This window comes from Paenibacillus sp. FSL K6-4396 (genome assembly GCF_038002525.1).
Classification (GTDB): domain Bacteria; phylum Bacillota; class Bacilli; order Paenibacillales; family Paenibacillaceae; genus Paenibacillus; species Paenibacillus amylolyticus_B.
The window spans coordinates 978,164-995,912 of sequence record NZ_JBBOCR010000001.1; the positions used below are offsets into that span (position 1 = coordinate 978,164).

General features: G+C 45.2%; 13 protein-coding genes and 1 riboswitch. All 13 genes read left to right on the plus strand.

What is annotated here, in order from left to right; translation table 11 throughout:
- Positions 1-90: 90 nt before the first annotated feature.
- Positions 91-193, minus strand: a riboswitch (TPP riboswitch).
- A gap of 203 nt (positions 194-396) precedes the next feature.
- The 13 genes from MHB85_RS04410 to MHB85_RS04470 all read left to right on the plus strand — a co-directional run bounded on the left by MHB85_RS04410 (position 397) and on the right by MHB85_RS04470 (position 17,744).
- Positions 397-1,095 (plus strand): aspartate/glutamate racemase family protein, encoded by a 699-nt coding sequence (locus tag MHB85_RS04410; protein ID WP_192132586.1) that lies wholly within the window; start codon positions 397-399, stop codon positions 1,093-1,095.
- Positions 1,096-1,226: 131 nt separating this feature from the next.
- Positions 1,227-2,102: a radical SAM/SPASM domain-containing protein gene (locus tag MHB85_RS04415; protein WP_105601077.1), complete on the plus strand. Its 876-nt coding sequence runs from the start codon at positions 1,227-1,229 to the stop codon at positions 2,100-2,102.
- A gap of 348 nt (positions 2,103-2,450) precedes the next feature.
- A complete protein-coding gene (locus tag MHB85_RS04420) occupies positions 2,451-3,119 on the plus strand; it encodes a pectate lyase (protein ID WP_036606151.1) in 669 nt (222 codons plus the stop codon).
- Positions 3,120-3,668: 549 nt separating this feature from the next.
- Entirely contained in the window at positions 3,669-4,262 is a 594-nt protein-coding gene (locus MHB85_RS04425; RefSeq protein WP_210109737.1) for an ECF transporter S component, read from the plus strand.
- Positions 4,263-5,840 (plus strand): ABC transporter ATP-binding protein, encoded by a 1,578-nt coding sequence (locus MHB85_RS04430; protein WP_210109736.1) that lies wholly within the window; start codon positions 4,263-4,265, stop codon positions 5,838-5,840.
- Positions 5,815-6,609, plus strand: a complete 795-nt coding sequence (locus tag MHB85_RS04435) for an energy-coupling factor transporter transmembrane component T family protein (RefSeq protein WP_210109735.1) — start codon at positions 5,815-5,817, stop codon at positions 6,607-6,609. The genes MHB85_RS04430 and MHB85_RS04435 overlap by 26 nt, the downstream gene beginning before the upstream one ends.
- Positions 6,610-6,710: 101 nt before the next feature.
- Positions 6,711-9,014, plus strand: coding sequence for an outer membrane protein assembly factor BamB family protein (locus MHB85_RS04440; RefSeq protein WP_341072453.1), 2,304 nt, complete (start codon positions 6,711-6,713; stop codon positions 9,012-9,014).
- A 131-nt stretch (positions 9,015-9,145) separates the two neighbouring features.
- The gene (locus MHB85_RS04445) at positions 9,146-9,955 is read left to right on the plus strand and encodes a methionine ABC transporter ATP-binding protein (protein ID WP_091016082.1); all 810 of its coding nucleotides are present in this window, start codon (positions 9,146-9,148) and stop codon (positions 9,953-9,955) included.
- Positions 9,952-10,623 carry a methionine ABC transporter permease gene (locus MHB85_RS04450; protein WP_091016081.1) on the plus strand — a complete coding sequence of 224 codons (672 nt, stop codon included), beginning with the start codon at positions 9,952-9,954 and terminating at the stop codon, positions 10,621-10,623. The genes MHB85_RS04445 and MHB85_RS04450 overlap by 4 nt, the downstream gene beginning before the upstream one ends.
- 46 nt (positions 10,624-10,669) lie before the next feature.
- Entirely contained in the window at positions 10,670-11,527 is an 858-nt protein-coding gene (locus tag MHB85_RS04455) for a MetQ/NlpA family ABC transporter substrate-binding protein (protein WP_091016079.1), read from the plus strand.
- Between the two features lie 462 nt (positions 11,528-11,989).
- Complete coding sequence (locus MHB85_RS04460) at positions 11,990-13,948, plus strand: methyl-accepting chemotaxis protein (protein WP_341074193.1); 1,959 nt, start codon at positions 11,990-11,992, stop codon at positions 13,946-13,948.
- Between the two features lie 71 nt (positions 13,949-14,019).
- A complete protein-coding gene (locus tag MHB85_RS04465) occupies positions 14,020-14,325 on the plus strand; it encodes a PAS domain-containing protein (RefSeq protein WP_192132599.1) in 306 nt (101 codons plus the stop codon).
- A gap of 194 nt (positions 14,326-14,519) precedes the next feature.
- A complete protein-coding gene (locus MHB85_RS04470) occupies positions 14,520-17,744 on the plus strand; it encodes a hybrid sensor histidine kinase/response regulator (RefSeq protein ID WP_341072454.1) in 3,225 nt (1,074 codons plus the stop codon).
- Positions 17,745-17,749 lie beyond the last annotated feature (5 nt).

Sequence of the window (17,749 nt, forward strand, 5' to 3'; positions counted from 1 at the left end):
AAAAAGACCCACCCATTTCCGGAGAAATGAGTGGGTCTGTAAGTTCAATTCACATTAAATTTCATCATCAACATGAAAAAATCCGCTTACTGAAAGGCCGCTCCACTTCCCTCCGCTGGTATGATCCAGATCAGGTTCAAAGGGTCCGAATCATTCGATTCGTCTCAGCCGTAAGGCTCCCCTAGTGCAATGTTCAAGATATGCAGTTGTGTGTTCAGCATATATCACATGCAAGTGGAATGTAAAGGGGGCGCTCGGAAAGAATGTGAGTACTGATCTTGGCTTTCCGCGGATTCATAATACGCTTCGTTTATTTAATCAGATAGATACGGTACAATATCTATTAAATTTCTATATGCTGCTTTCGGGATGTATTAAATGGAAAGGGGAGTGTATATGAAAACGATTGGCCTTATTGGTGGAATGAGCTGGGAGTCATCGTTAGAGTATTATCGAATTATTAATGAAGAAGTGAAAAATAAATTGGGAGGATTGCATTCAGCCAAATGCATCTTATATAGCGTGGATTTTGAAGAAATCGAGCGTTATCAGGCTGAAGGTAATTGGGAAAGTGCTGGTGAATTATTAGGGAATGCTGCTCAGTCTCTGGAAAAGGCAGGAGCAGAAATGATTGTAATTTGTACAAATACGATGCATAAAGTGATTAAACATATTGAAGAAAAAGTGCGTTTACCCATTGTACATATTGCTGATTCAACAGCAAATCAAATTCATAAGTCCAAAATAAGTACGGTTGGTTTACTTGGCACTAAATATACGATGGAACAAGACTTTTATAAAAAACGAATTGAATTGAATGGTATTAAGGTTTTGATACCGAATGAAGAGGATAGAAAAGTTATCAATAAAATAATATATGAGGAATTATGTTTAGGGAAAATTGAGCCCTTATCAAGGGATTATTATAAAAAGGTGATCCAAAGGCTAGTTGATGATGGAGCTGAGGGGATCATATTAGGTTGCACCGAAATTGGATTATTAGTAAAAGTAGAGGATTCAGAAGTTCCATTATTTGATACAACACGTATTCATGCGATTGAATCTGTTCATTTGGCACTAGCCAAATCATTTTGACACAACCAGATAAACCAGTTCTCTGATTTACCTTGGCTCATGAACCCGATATAATAGGGATGGCCCGTATAGGCCGGATCACAAAATGCAGGTGGGATTGTTCTCCCTCCTAGGCAGAATGGGGACCCGAGTTGAAAACGTTCAAAAAAGTATATATTGAGATCACGAGTATCTGCAATCTGGCTTGCAGCTTCTGTCCACAGACGCAGCGTGCCAAAGGATTCATTGACCCTGAAGTCTTCAACAATATACTGGAACAAGTTAAACCACACACCAATCATATTTATCTACATGTCAAAGGTGAACCCTTGTTGCATCCCAAAATAGATCTGTTGCTCGATTCCGCACATGAGAAGGGACTCAAGGTGAACATTACAACGAATGGTACACTATTGCCCAAGACTCAGCATAAATTGCTTGGCAAACCGGCGCTGCGGCAGATGAATTTCTCCCTGCACAGCTTCGATGGGCATGAAGGTTCGACCGACCGTGACGGATACCTGAGCAACATTCTGTCTTTTGTTCACGAAGCGGTGAAGCACAATGTCATCATCTCATTCCGGTTGTGGAATCTGACGCAGGATAACTTCACAAATGCTCAGATGAATCGAAATCGGGAGACCCTTGAAGTATTGGAACGTGAGTTCAATCTGGACTTCCGAATTGAGGAAAAAGTAGTTCCAGGCAGCGGGGTCAAAATTGCCCCGAATGTATACCTGAATCAGGACCATGAGTTCCAGTGGCCGAGTCTGGATGCACCTGAAGATGACGGCAAAGGCTTCTGCCATGCATTGCGTGGTCAGGCAGCTGTGCTTGTAGATGGAACGGTGGTTCCATGCTGTCTTGATGGTGAGGGTGTCATTAACCTTGGTAATGTGCACGAGAAGTCATTCTCGGAGATTATTGAGGGTGAGCGAGCGAACAATCTGGTATATGGCTTCTCCAGGCGCGAAGCTGTGGAAGAGTTGTGTCGAAAGTGCGGTTATCGTCAGAGATTCGGAGCCTGATATCTTATATCAGCAAGCCGGAAGCCATTCAAGATCACACATTTGGAGACAAATGTAGTGGTCTTTCTTTGTTATCGGGGATTCAAGTGAGGGTGCATACGTTACAAATGAGCATACCAGAGGTTGATATGAGCATATTGCTTGAGAGACCTGGCATGCAAAAAACGAGGATATGACAGGGATTGTGCGATGTCATAATATATCTGATCTAATGATTATTCTAGTTACCTTCCTTATTTGGTAGGATTAGGTTGTGGGTCGGACAGAGGTGCACCTCTGACGATCTTCCAGGACAAGCTCAGGCTTGTACACTATCAAATAACGAGAGAATAAGGGAGGAATAAAGTTATGAAAAAAATGTTGACGTTGTTGCTGTCCGCTGGTTTGGTTGCTTCTATATTTGGTGCCGTTCCGGCTGCGGCTGCACCTACCGTTGTAAATTCAACCATTGTGGTTCCAAAGGGCACGACCTATGACGGCCAAGGTAAAACATTTGTAGCCAATCCTTCCACACTGGGCGACGGATCTCAAGCAGAAAATCAGAAGCCAGTCTTTCGTCTGGAGGCAGGGGCCACGCTCAAAAACGTAAACATTGGATCACCAGCTGCTGATGGTGTTCATTGTTATGGCAACTGTAATATATCGAATGTGGTCTGGCAGGACGTGGGCGAGGATGCACTGACATTGAAGTCTGCCGGAACGGTTAACATTACCGGTGGGGCAGCTTATAAGGCTTATGATAAAGTGTTCCAGATGAATGCAGCTGGAACAATTAACATCAAAAATTTCCGTGCAGATGATATTGGCAAACTGGTTCGCCAAAATGGTGGAACTTCCTTCGCAGTTAACATGACGCTGGATAACTCCAACATTTCTAATGTAAAAGATTCGATTATGCGTACAGACAGCAGCACATCACAAGGGAAAATTACGAATACCCGTTATTCCAAAGTACCAACGTTGTTCAAGGGGTTTGCTTCAGGGAAAACGAGCCAGTCAGGGAACACGCAATATTAAGAACAAGGATACCTTGGAATACGCATTGAAGGCTTGTAACGGATAAGGTAGCTATTTCACATCGTGAAGTATGTCCAAAAGGCATCCAGGGGGATGCCTTTTCCTATGCCAACATTGATTTTTGTAGAGACCATTGCCACAAATACCCATCTGATGTACATTAGAAGCAATGAAATAAGTGAACCGGGAGCTCAATGAAGTTGGGCTGAGAGAGTGGCCTTGTGCCGCTGACCGTACATCTGATCTGGGTAATGCCAGCGTAGAGAACATGGATTTGCGATATGTAAGGGTGAATTGTGAGAATGAACGTGGATGAACAACAGATCTTTTTGAACTGTGGTGGTGTATCTGCCAGGGCGGAGAGGGATGGTTGATATTCCGTATTTTCGACATCCACCCAATACATCATTGTGAGGATTGTATACTGTACGTAAGGCCTGCCCGGAACCGGGGAGGCTTTTTCGTTTATTTTTAGAGGTTGTTCAACCAGTCTTTTTGAACACACACTTTTACAACTCCCACAGGGAACAAAGGAAGGACGTAGAGAACATGGCAACAACAACAGGCAACAAGCGATTGAAACTAACGGATATTTTGGTAACCATCGTGATCGCAGTAGTGTTTGGGGTGATTTACAAGATATGGGGACCTACATATGACTTGATGAAACCATTTGGCGTTCATGCGGAGCAGATGATCTACGGCATGTGGTTTATGGCGGGTACGTTTGCTTTTGTTATCACTCGTAAACCAGGCGTGGCTATTCTTGCCGAAGTTGCGGCTTCAACGGTAAGTGCTTTTCTGGGCAGTGAATGGGGCATGTCCACACTTGTATACGGTCTGTTGCAAGGATTGGGAGCCGAGATATTCTTCGCCGCATTTTTGTATCGTAAAACAAACCTGTTTGTCACCTGTCTTGCAGCCATAGGAGCCGCAGCGGCTTCGCTTTTGCTGGATTATCAGTACGGGTATATTGATTCACTCTCGGCCTGGAATTATACGTTATTTATCGGATTCCGCTTCATCGGAAGCATCTTGATTGCAGGAGTGTTTGCTTATTATCTCGCCAAAGCATTGGAACTGACCGGTGTAACACGCTCACTCAGACCAGTATCCAAACAAGATTATGAGGCGCTGGATTAGATGAGCGTAGAGGGGAATTCGCAAGCGGTAAGTGTGACAAATCTAAGATGCAAGTTCCCGGGAGAGAAAGCCTTGGTATTTCAAGGCTTGTCTCTTTCTGTGCGTCAAGGGGAGAAAGTGCTGTTGCTTGGCCCAAGCGGCTCCGGTAAATCGACGTTATTGCAAATTCTGAGCGGTTTAATTCCACGTTCAGTTGAAATTCCGATGAAATGTGATGATATTCAGGTTCCCGCCAGAGCAGGAGTAGTCTTTCAGGATCCGGATACCCAGTTCTGTATGTCCTTTACGGATGAAGAGATCGCATTTGTGCTGGAAAACCGAAATATTCCGCGTGAAAAGATGCCAGGGCTGATTGAATATTATCTGAAACAAGTGGGGTTATCCTTTGAACAGAATCGTGTATTGATCCAGTCCATGTCTCAGGGGATGAAGCAGCGTCTCGCGATTGCTTCAATGCTTGCCATGGACCCGGAGGTATTGTTTTTGGATGAACCCACTGCACTGCTGGATGATGAGGGTACTTCCCAAGTGTGGGATACCATTAAACGGATCGCCAGTGACAAAACGATCATAATCGTTGAACACAAAATAAACGAGATTGTGGATATGGTCGACCGCATCATTGTCTTATCACCTGAAGGAAAGATTGTGGCGGATGGGCCAGCACAGCAGGTATTCACGGATGAACGGAGCAAGTTGAGGGATTATGGAATCTGGTATCCAGGCGTGTGGGAAGAGCATGAGCAGGAGAGGGCAACAAAAGAAGAAAAGGAAAATATTCCTGGAGAGCTTCAAGCGTGTGAGAATCAGGGCATCTCAAGCTTGGAAGCACAGCATTCGTCTGGCTTATACGATACATTGGGCATATTCCCCGTATCTCATGTATCATCCTTATCGCCTGTATCGTCAGCCGATCAGCCTGCACTGGACTTGCAGCAGTTCACCGGATGGCGTGGAAAAACACCTTTCATTCAGGTGGAACAGGCCAAGGTATGGCACGGGGATTGGATTGGTATTGTCGGAGCCAATGGAGCTGGCAAGAGTACATTGTTGTTATCTCTGATGAATATCCTGAAAACAACAGGTCATTATGAGGTGCACGGTCAGCCTTCTGGCAAAACGGAACAGCTTGCAGATCAGATTGCGTTTGTCTTTCAAAACCCGGAGTTTCAATTTGTAACCAACACCGTCGCGGAAGAAGTGGAATTCTCATTGCTGGGGGGCAGGCTTACAACGGAAGAAAGACATGCCAGAACTACTCATATGTTAAATCAATTTGGACTAGTCGATTTGTCCGAGCGCCACCCCTATCAATTATCGATGGGGCAGAAACGACGTTTGAGCGTGGCATCCGCATTGGTCAGAGAGCAGCGAATTCTGTTGCTGGATGAACCCACTTTTGGACAGGATGCCCGCAATACGTTTGCCATGTTAGCACAACTGGAGCAATTGCGGAGAGAGGGAACAGCCATTGTTATGGTTACCCATGATCGTGAAATTGTAAAAAGATATTGCACCCGAATCTGGTCGGTGGATGAGGGGAGGTTATGTGATGCAACTGTCGTTTCCTCATCGTGAAACCTGGCTTCATTCCGTTAATCCGGGGTTGAAGATGATTATTCTGACACTGATGTTCCTCATCGTTATCCTCATTCACAATCTGAATGTAATGGCCAACGTTGCATTGGCGATGATGTTATTACTGTGCTGGACAGGTCATCCGTGGTACAGATTGATACTGTATGCATCACCATTTATTCTGGTTTTTATCTCCACGTCTACAGGCATGATGATGTTTGGTAAGGGTGAGACCACATGGTATAAGTGGGGACTGATCCACATAACCGAAGAGAGCTTCTATCGCGGTCTACACTTGGGTTTTCGCTCGCTGACTATGGCTGCGGCAGGGTTACTCTTTGGTCTTACAACCAAGCCAGTACGGCTGTTTTATTCCCTGATGCAGCAGTGGCGGCTTCCCGCAAAATATGCCTATAGCTTTCTGGCCGCGATGCGCATGATCCCGATTTTGCTGGATGAATTCCAGACGCTCCGTTACGCTATTCGTATTCGTGGAACACAGCAACGTGGCTCTCGCTGGAACGTGTATGGTACACTCAAGCGTTACGCTATTCCGCTGCTGGCACAGAGCATTCGCCGTGCACAGCGAATGGCGGTAGCGATGGAAGCGAAAGGATTTACGGATGGAGCGAGCCGAACGTATTACATTCAGATTGGCTATTCGCGGGCTGATCTGTGGTTTGTATTTTATTATATGCTCACCTTAACAGCTGCTTATTACATCGGGGTTACCTTTCCTTATCATGCTACGATGGTGGATGTAAGGTAATATTGGGAGATAGATAGAAATATATTGAGGCAAACGGTAACTTTTTCCTTTTTACTGCGTCTCTATTGGAAAAAACTTCTAATGGATGGGGATGAACGAGAGTGAAGACGGGTCCTGACTGGCAGAGAACGGGGTACAAATGGATTACCATGACTGGATTATCAGCTGTGCTGTTGACGGGCTGGATGCTGCTGGATTCCAAGATGGTTGTGCTTGGAGGACAAGCTTTGGCTACAACGCCACAAGCCTTGGGTGCAAGTTCTCAAGTCTTATCAACACAGTTGGCCTACAAACAAGGAGAACCCGTTACGCTCATGAATGACATACCTTTGTTCAAAAACAGAAGGGACGGCAGTGTGGCTGCTGACCAGCTGGGGATTGAATATTATACAACAAAAAACGAAAAGTATACGTTAGCCTCGGTTCGAGGCGAGTGGGTGCAGCTTAAGTCAACCGATCATGGAGACTTTTGGCTGCCAAGTTGGTATGCCCTGAAGGAGAGCAGAAGCATGACGGAAACAGCTCCCCAAAACTTCACGCTCCGATCAGGCAGTAAGCTGTATCTGGCTCCGGATAGTTCTACAACTTGGTCTAGTGAGAAAGCGCTAACAGATAAGGCTGTTATTGTTGCAAAGTGGAAAGGCTGGTATGGGGTCTCCATTGCCCCACAAGTCTGGAATAAAGAATCCTTCACGTATCGGCCAGGACTCTTCTGGATCAAGTCACAGGCTATAGAACAGCGGATGAATGTGGCGGATGGTTGGTTCCAACAGGATACATCGCTGCCAACTTCGGTTATACGCCATCTGACAGATATTAAGCTGAACAAGGCAACCACCTCCAAACAAGTGGCTGGGTGGTTAGGCGAGCCGGATTGGAAAGAGAGTTCAAGCAATCTAAATTTCACGGGTTATTCAATGAGTATTGGACAGACCTGGAGATATGAGCGGGAAGATGCGCAATTTCTGGTCACATTCAACAAGAATGGCAGACTGGTCAGAACACGCTGGAATTTAGCACAGGATAATCAAAATGCTGTTGTTTCCGATTGGAACATCAGTCGGGCGGATGAATATGGGTTCACAACAAAAATCTATGGCACAACACTGCCAACGACAATCCCTTGGAAACCGGTATGGACCAACCAGGGGGATATTAACTACACTTTTTTACAAGTAGCCACGGATGATGTGCTCCTGATGAAAGGAGATGACGGTGGATTTAGCGGGGATTACTACGAAGGTTCCATATATGCTCTTGACCGACATTCGGGCCAGCAATTATGGGGGATTAATGGGGGCTTTGGAAGACAGCAGGCAGAGGTGGATGCAGAGCGCAAAAACGTTACAATCTACACCGATTATGACCCTGATAAGAAAAAATACGTGGATCGTATTCGTCATCTGAACTTGAAGAACGGAAAGGTCATGTGGACGTATACTCCTAAGCAAAATTTTAGACTAAATGGCATCACCGCTGCGAGGAACGTTGTGGTTGTAGATAACCCGGTTGTTGAGAGCTCAAGCAACAGTTGGTTAACGGTTCTGGACAGTGCAAATGGAAAAACATTGTGGACGCGAAAACTGGCTACGGGTTATGAATTATTGAACAAGAGTGCAGATGACCCCTATGTGTTGTATTGGGAAAAGAATAAGCTGGTTGCAGCCGATCCGCAATCGGGCCGAATTGTATGGAGCTTGAAGGCCAAACGATCCACCATAGAACAATTTGTGAATGATCCATATTTTGATGGAATTGAACGTCAGGATCCCTTTGCAACCACGAATGCTGAAAGATGGCTATCACTAGATAATCAGTGGCTTCTGCTTGATCTGAACACGGGGAAAAAGCTTGCCCAATTTCCTGCTCGGGCAGGACAGAGATTTGAGGAGCTGAATGATGGCATGTTGTTGATCCGTGAGAACAAAAACGGCGATCATTACGGAGAATATGAAGATTTTACAACCACCCTGTATGATGCCAAGACAGGCAAAGCACGCTGGACGCTCAAGGGCAAGATTGAACGAGGACTGGTGGAAGAGGATCAGTTGTATGTGATTAAGAATGGCTATCCGGCGGCTGTGGATTATAAAACGGGGGAGACACGTTGGAATGCCAAAGATACGATTGCAACACTAAGGCATCCGACGAATCAGGGAAGTTATCTGGTCATTGATGATCAGTTGCTGTTGCCCATGGACGAAAATCTTCTCGTAATGAATAAAAACAATGGAGCCTTGTTAGGTCGTGTACATGACGTGGTGATGGGAAACCCGGAGCATCGCGACCGGGATGCGAAGAATGGAATGATTAACCGGATCGGCAATGAAGTGTATGTGGGTTCGTCCAACGGACGTTTTCGTGTATATGAAGCCAGCCGCCTTCAGGAGGCAATCTCACCTTAAAAGCTTGTCTCATCAGGGATGTTGATTTATTATAAATGAACAGGATTGCTCGCGCTCCGGTTATCGGCTGTGCGGGCTTTCTTCATGTGTTCTTGAAGAACCATGCATGATCATTCACGGGAGGACTCTCCATGATCTCATTATATGGTGTAAGCAAACGTTATATCGAGCGCGGTTCCCGTGCAGATCAGGGATTCGAAGCATTAAGCTCGGTGTCCCTCGAAGTGGGACAAGGAGAAATACATGGCATCATCGGATCGAGTGGTGCAGGCAAATCCACACTTCTGCGGATGCTCAACGGACTGGAAAAGCCGGATGATGGTGAGGTTGTTGTGAATGGGCAGCACTTGACCCAGATGAATGAGCGCACGCTGCGTCTTGCACGAAGGTCCATTGGCATGATCTTTCAACACTTCAATCTTGTCAGTAACCGAACGGTGAGTGGCAATGTCTGTATGCCGCTGGAACTGGCAGGGATGTCCCGTACACAGCGAGTCGAACGCGGACTTGAGGTGCTGCGGTTTGTTGGACTGGAAGACAAGGCAGATCAATATCCTGCTCAGCTTAGCGGAGGACAGAAGCAGCGTGTGGCGATTGCGCGAGCGCTGGCCAGTCGTCCGGATGTGCTACTCTGTGATGAACCAACCTCTTCGCTTGATCCACAGACCACGAACGGTATCCTGGATGTGCTGCGACATATCAATGAAACGCTGGGCGTGACCATTGTTGTAGTAACGCATGAGATGGAAGTGGCTCGCAGACTATGTCACAGGATATCCGTCATGAAGGATGGGCGACTCGTTCGTACGTTGTCTAAAACGGAAGTGAGCAGTATCCCCGCTCCGCAGCCTGATCTGCTGACCTCCTTGCTTGCGGGTGACGAATATGGGATGACAGGTTCGTCTCTGTTCCGTCAGGCAGAACAGGAGGACAAGTCATGAGGTTACCTGAGTCTGTGCTGAAATATCAGCATGAGATATGGCAGGCGATCGGAGAGACTTTTGTCATGGTGGGCATCTCCATTGCGGCAGCTGTTCTGATCGGGTTACCTCTGGGTACTCTGCTATACTTATTCCGGAAAGGGCAACGGTATCAGAATCAAACGCTGTCCTTTGTACTCGGTAGTGTCGTCAACATCATTCGTTCGTTTCCATTCTTACTGCTGGTTGTATTCATGATTCCATTCACACGGATTGTTGTGGGAACGTCCATCGGTACGCTGGCGGCAACCGTGCCACTCTCGGTCATTGCGATTGCCTACTACGCCAGACTGGTGGAACAAGCGTTGCTGGATGTACCGAGGGGAGTGGTTGAAGCTGCTGCTTCCATGGGGGCATCGACGATGCAACTCGTGGTGAAATTCTTGTACGTGGAGGCACGATCTGGTCTTGTACTGGGACTCACGACAGCTACGATTAGCTTCATCTCTTACTCGACGGTGATGGGTATTGTAGGTGGCGGCGGGGTTGGTGATTTCGCCATTCGCTACGGTTATCAGCGCTTCGAAACGGAGATTATGGTATTTACGATCATCATTATGATTATCCTGGTACAGATGATCCAATTCACAGGTAGCAGACTGTCCCACTGGCTGGATCGCAGATCCTGAACGGTCGGACCGTGCATTATTACGAATAACCAATACAGATTATACGATGAGGGGTAGACATGAAATGAAAGTAAAGATGATGCTTATGTTGCTTGCAGTAATGCTGGTTGTAGCTGCTTGTGGCAAAAAAGAAGAAACACCTGCGGCTGAAGGAACAAAGGAAGACACACAAGCTGCACAAGAAGTTACGTTGAAAGTAGCTACGTTGATTCCACCGATGACAGATGTGCTGGATATTGTTAAACCGCTTTTGAAGGAAGATGGCGTCAACTTGGAAGTTGTTGTGTTATCAGATAACGTTCAACCAAATACGGCACTCGCGAATAAGGAAGTGGATGCAAATTTCTTCCAACATGTGCCTTACATGACCCAGTATAATGAAGCGAACAATGCCAATCTGGTGGCTGTACAGCCTATCTATAATGCCATCTATGGCGGCTACTCCAAAAAGTACAAAACGATTGAGGAATTGCCAGAAGGTGCAACGATTGCAATTGCAAACGATCCTTCCAACATCGGTCGCTCTCTTGTGATGCTGGAGCAGAACGGGTTGATTAAGCTGAAAGAGGGCGTAGGTTTTAACGCCACACAGGCAGACATCACCGAGAATACAAAGAACTTCAAGTTTGAGGAAGTGGACTTGTTGATGCTGGCTCGTATGATGGATGATGCTGATCTGGTAGCCATGACACCGGCATATGCCAGTCCGCTCGGTCTTACACCGAAAAAGGATGCATTGTTAACCGAGAAGGATGATTCCCATTTTGCGATCACCATGGTTGCCCGTGAGGATAATAAGGACTCCGAAGCGATCCAGAAACTGGCTAAACGTATGGCGGGTCCAGAGGTCAAAGCCTTCTTCGAAGAGAAATATGCAGATATTGCGATCCCGGCATTTGAATAGAGAATACGTTGGTCCAATGTAAATAACCTTTAGATCTGAGCGATAACGCTTGGATCTTTTTTTTGTCATCTGCATGCTTATTAATAAGTATTTAGAAAGTTAACAATTTGGTCATATCCCCGGAACACTTTATTTAATAGTTTTTTCGTATAATTTGTTTGAAAATAGTTCTTTTGGATTATAAATGAAGAGATTTATTCGAGTTTTTTAGTGTAAAGAGTGTTTTTCACAAGAAGTGAGACCTAGTTTTTTGAAAAGATGGTTTACAATCTATGAGAGCTTTACAAGAGCTAAATAAGTTGTATGAATCATTCAGCGATTGGAAGGTTGTTCTGCATCGGAGTGGCAAGTTTAAATAATCACTAGTTCAACTTATAAGTAGATCAAGTAGAACTAAAATTAATCTGGAAGAGGTAGAGAAATTTGTCCCAAAAAAATAGCAAACCGACCTGGTTCAACAAGATGCATAAGAACTTTAAGACCAAGCTGGTGGTGTCCTTTATTGCTTTCCTGGCCATTCCTTCGTTAAGTATTGGAGTTTTATCGTATAACAGTGCAAAAGATGAAGTGGAGAAGCAAATTTTACATAGTGCGATGGAAAATGTGAACCTTGCCAGTGCAACGATAGATCTTTCAGTCAATACCAAGCGGAATCACATTGAATATTATGCGAATACACTTGCAGAGCAATTACGTCAAGATGATGCAGAGGTACGGGTTGTGAACGAATTGAAGGGGTACGCTGCACAGAACAAAGACATCATTACCATAGGTGTAGGCACAGAGGCAGGAGTGTATCTGATGTCTTCTGATGCAGAGATGCTCAAGGATTACGATCCCCGAGTAAGACCATGGTATACCGAAGCAATGGGAAATCCAGAGCAGGTCATTGTTACAGACCCTTATATTTCTGCCGAGACAAAAGAGATCACCATTACGATTGCCAAGGCATTGAATGACCAATCTGGTGTAGTCCAATTGGATCTTAATCTGGCGGACATTAGTCAATTGGTTAGCGGAATTAAAGTAGGAGAAAAGGGACATCTGATTCTGCTGGATGCCAGCGAAAAGTATATCTATCATCCGACGATGCAACCTGGAACAGAGGCAACAGAAGATTTTTGGACTCAAGTGTATACGAATGAATCCGGTAACTTCAACTATACCTTTGATAAGGTTGATAAGGTCATGTATTACGCCACGAATGCATCCACGGGATGGAAGGTCGCAGGCACCATGTTTTCTTCTGAAGTAGAGTATGCCGCTGCGCCTATTCTGAATCGAACGCTTATGGTCATCGTTTCTTTTCTTGTCATCGGAATTTTGATCATCTGGCTGGTGATGCGATCAATTGTTAAACCGATTCGTCAGTTGAAGGTTCAGGCGATTCAGGTGAGCGAAGGGGATCTAACCCAGACCATTACAAGCACAAGTAATGATGAAATAGGTGAACTGAGTGAGGCTTTTGGGAAAATGCAGAGCAATCTGCGTGTGTTGATTCAAAATGTGGAGAACAGCGCCAGTCAGGTAGTCATCTCATCGGATGAAATGACTCAGAGTGCGGAATCAACCAGTGCAGCCAGTGAGCAGGTAGCGCGAGCCATTCAGGAAATTGCGAGTGGTGCGGAGAAACAGACACAGGGTATTGAACATAACCATCAGGCCATGAATGAAATTACGATTGGTATTACAAGAATCGCCGAACGTTCCATACATGTCGCTGATTTGGCGAAACATACAACCGTACAAGCAGAAGAAGGCGGCAACACCGTCAAGCAGACGGTGAGTCAGATGCAATCGATTCAAGAGACGGTAGAACAGACAAACCAATTGATTCAGGCGTTATATGAACGATCACACCAAATTTCAGCGATCACGGAGTTAATCGGAAATATAGCCAAACAGACAAACCTGCTCGCGCTGAACGCATCCATTGAAGCTGCTCGTGCAGGTACACATGGCAATGGATTCGCTGTTGTAGCAGCAGAGGTTCGCAAGTTGGCAGAACAATCCGGGCAGTCTGTCAATGAAATTACCGTGCTGACTACGGCGGTACAGGAAGATATGACTGCTTCCGTTCGCATGATGGAGAAGGTGACTTCAGAGGTTGGAGAGGGCATGGACATCTCTACAGAAGCGATTCGGAAGTTTGAACGTATTCTGGAGAGCATGAGGGAAACGACACCTCAGATTGAAGAGATTGCTGCCACGTCGCAAGAGATCACAGCAGGTGTACAGGAAGTATCTGCTGTATCCAATGAGTTGGCAGGCATTGCGTCTGGCAACGCCGCAACTTCCGAAGAAGTGGCCGCTTCCTCAGAGGAGCAACTGGCAGCGATGGAGCAGATTTCTTCATCGGCTCGTGGCTTGTCTACCCTGGCTGAAGAGCTGCAGCGCCTGATTAGACAGTTTAAGTATTAAACGGGATCGTAGAAGAGAGTATCACACAGGGACAGCATCACATCATGTTTCATTAGAGGGAGTGGACAACCATGCAACTGGAACTCAAAGCCTTCTTACTGCTAACGGATGCGGTCATGATTACAGATGAGGAGGGTGTGATTCTGGATGTGAATTCCGTTTATGTAACCAAAACAGGATTCTCACGGGAGAGCACCATAGGTCAGCCTGCCCGATTGCTAATGGATACCCACTGGAGAGGAAATCAGACCTGGTCCGGCATAGCCAAACTGATGAAGGCCGATCAGGAAGTGTGGGAAGCCCAAGTTACGATTACATCGGTTCATTTGGATGATTCTCTTTTTTATATCAGCATATTTAATGATGAATTTTCATGAAAAAAAATTGTTGTTTGGTGATAAGGGTATGTTAGCTGAAAGTAGTAATTATTTTCAAAAAAATGGTCAATATCTTCAATTGAATAAGGGAGTCCGGCATACTATGATTTGTGTACTGGGGAACTGCGACCATGAATCTGACAACATTCATTGAATGCATGAAATCCTGAAGTCGTAATGTGGACGGTGACCATTTGCTACGCGATCTTGTATTAAATTTCACGCTAATTTTGATCTTTGTTTTCCTAATTCATCACTATCTGAACCATACAAATGCTACCCGTTCAACATCCGTCACGACTCGGATTATTATTGGTATTACGCTGAGCATGTTGGGCACGGCGCTCTATTATTTCTCTATTGTGCTTGAGGATGGTACATTGTTGAATTTCCGGGCCAGTGTGTATCTGCTTGCTGCTTATTTTGGTGGGAGTGGATCTGCTTTCGTTACTTTTGCATTCATGTGGATTTTTCGGATTAATATGGGGCGTAATCCCTTGTTGGAGAACTGGCAGTATGCGTTGACAGAGTTGTTATTTGTTGTAGCCATATGTCTGATCTTTAAGTATATCAGGGGATTTATGCAGAAGTGGTTGTCCGGAGCGTTGCTGCTGATTACTGTGTATGAACTTTCTGTACTAAAGACCTATTCTCCTTCTCTGCTAATGATGGGGCAGATTCTCTTTTTTCAATGTATCTGCCTGCTGTCCGTTATATTATTCCTGTATTATCTGAACCAAAATCATCGATATAGGAGATTGGTCATTCAGAGGGATCAGGAAATGCTGGAGATGCTTCGTATGCAGCCGGGTTTTACTTTTAAAATCCGAAAACAGAACGGAAAATTCGAGTATCTTGTGCTTGAGGGAGAGATGCTCTCTCGTCTGGGCTTGGATATGAGTAATCTGAAGCAAGATTACAAACTGGGTGCATTGAATATTATCCCTAAGGAGAAGGTAGAATTTCTGCGAAAGCAGTTTAACCGGGCCTGGGAAGGGGAATCTTTCTTTTACGAGATTGAGCATGAAGGTTACTATTCGCTGGTGAAAATTCGTCCTCTGCTAGAAGAGGGTGTGGTGAAATATGTCGTGGGCTATGGATTGGATATCACGGAACACAGAGCAGTTAAACGTAGGATTCAAGAAAGCGAAGAGCGATATCGAACACTTGAGCGAGTGTCGGCAGACTGGTTTGTCGGTTTGGATAACAACAGATGTATAGTGTCGGTTAATCAGAAATTTCTGGATGTGCTCGGTCTCGGCAGGCAGGAAGTGATTGGGCGTCAGATTGAAGAATTGTTGTTCATTGAGCAGCTGGAGAACTGGTTGTTCGTTTTCCAAAAAGCCTTACATCACAATATAGCACAGGATACGGAACTGAGTTTCATTATTGGAGAAGGTCATGAGCAGCATGTTCGGGTTCACCTATACCCTGTTAGAGTATTAAACTCGAGTGAGAAAATTAAGGCAGTCATTCATGACATTTCGGATCACTATAGACGTGTTAAGGCTGACAAAGCAAGCCAGGCGAAGAGTGAGTTTCTCGCATTCATGAGCCATGAGATTCGTACCCCACTGAGCGGTATTATCAACTTTTCTTTGTTGCTTCAACGAACAGATCTATCTCCACAACAAAAGGATTATTTGAGTAAAATCAATGCGTCCTCCCAAACCTTGCTTGCCCTCGTAAATGATATTCTTGATTTTTCAAAAATAGAGGCAGGCAAGCTGATGTTGGAGAAGGTCTCTTTTTCACCAGAGGAAGTGATCAAACGTGTGGCAGATCAGATCGGTGTGGCTATTGGGCACAAAGATATCGAAGTGATCTTTACAACCGATCCCGATCTGCCATTAACGGTAATTGGTGATCCGTTCCGACTTGAACAGGTGATATTGAATCTGCTCAGTAATGCGATTAAATTTACAGAGCGTGGATATGTAACGCTTCAGGCAGAGGTACTTTCATTGGAGGCGGAGCGAGTTCATGTCCGTTTTGAGGTAGAGGACACGGGAATCGGAATGTCACCCGAACAATTGGAACGACTTTTTGTCCCGTTTACTCAAGCGGAACCCTCGACGTATCGAACATATGGTGGCTCTGGTCTTGGGCTGGTCATCTGTTACCTTCTGGTCACCTCTTTGGGAGGAAGCTTGCGGGTGGATAGTGTGCTGGGAGAGTACAGTCTGTTTTCATTCGACTTGATATTTGAACTTGCAGATTCGGAAGAAGAGAGTTTTTCCCTGCAGACACACCCTCTCCTATATGGTGCGAATGATGTGGTTATCATTGAAGATGATGAACGGATGGGCGCAAATCTGAAGCAGCTGCTCTATTCATTCGGTATGAATCCGAAGCTGTATACTTCCTTGAACCATATGATGGAGAGTGATTGGTATACTCCTGAAGCCGAAGGGACAAGTTCGATGTTGATCATGTTGGATATGGATATAGAAGACACAGTTAACGGTTCGTTATGGGACAGTTTCATGAAGCGAATGAATCGAACCAAATTTCAAATGGTGGGTTATACCCATGCTTTTAGTGAAAATGCCCTGTGGAGTGAGGAGAGATCCTTTCGCCCGGATCTCATGATGATCAAACCGATTACACGTCTGGGATTATTCGAAGTATTACTTGCACTTCAGGGTGAAGGGCCATTGGAGAAAAAGCGGATGATAGAATACGATGAATCTTATTTGCTTAAATCCAAAGGGCACATTCTGATCGCTGAAGATCATGAAATCAATCAACTGGTCATTCGGGCCATGCTGGAACATACCGGATTCAAGGTGACGCTGGCAGATAGTGGCACAGAGGTTTTGAAGAAATTGGATGAACAAACATGGGAACTGATTCTGATGGATCTCTATATGCCAGATATGAACGGAATTGATGCAGCAAGGTACATTCGCAAGATGAGGAAATATGATCGTACCCCTATTATTGCGCTTACAGCGAGTAGTTTAAAAAGTCACCATGAATTATATCTTGAAGCAGGCATGAATGCCATACTGACTAAACCCATACATGAACAGCAGCTCGCAGACATTTTGGAAATATGGATTGATCTAAAGGGCATAAGAGATATCAATGGAATTGATGCAGATAAGGCGATCAGACAGATGGACGGCAAGCCACATATTCTGCAATATGCGCTCACGAAATTTAGGACGGAGTATGACTCGTTTCAGAATAAACTGGCGATTCAACATCAGCAACAGCAGATTGCTGATGTCATTCGTAGTGTTCATTCTCTTCGAGGCGTAGCTGCGAATCTGCATGCGGTGGACCTGATGTGTGTGGTTCTCCAATTGGAATCGCTCCTGTCCCGTCCGTTAATCAAAGATGAGGAACTGCGTTCGGAATTGGAGAAGGTACAACAGGAAATTGATAAAATTACCGAGTCCCTGCCATGGTGATCGGA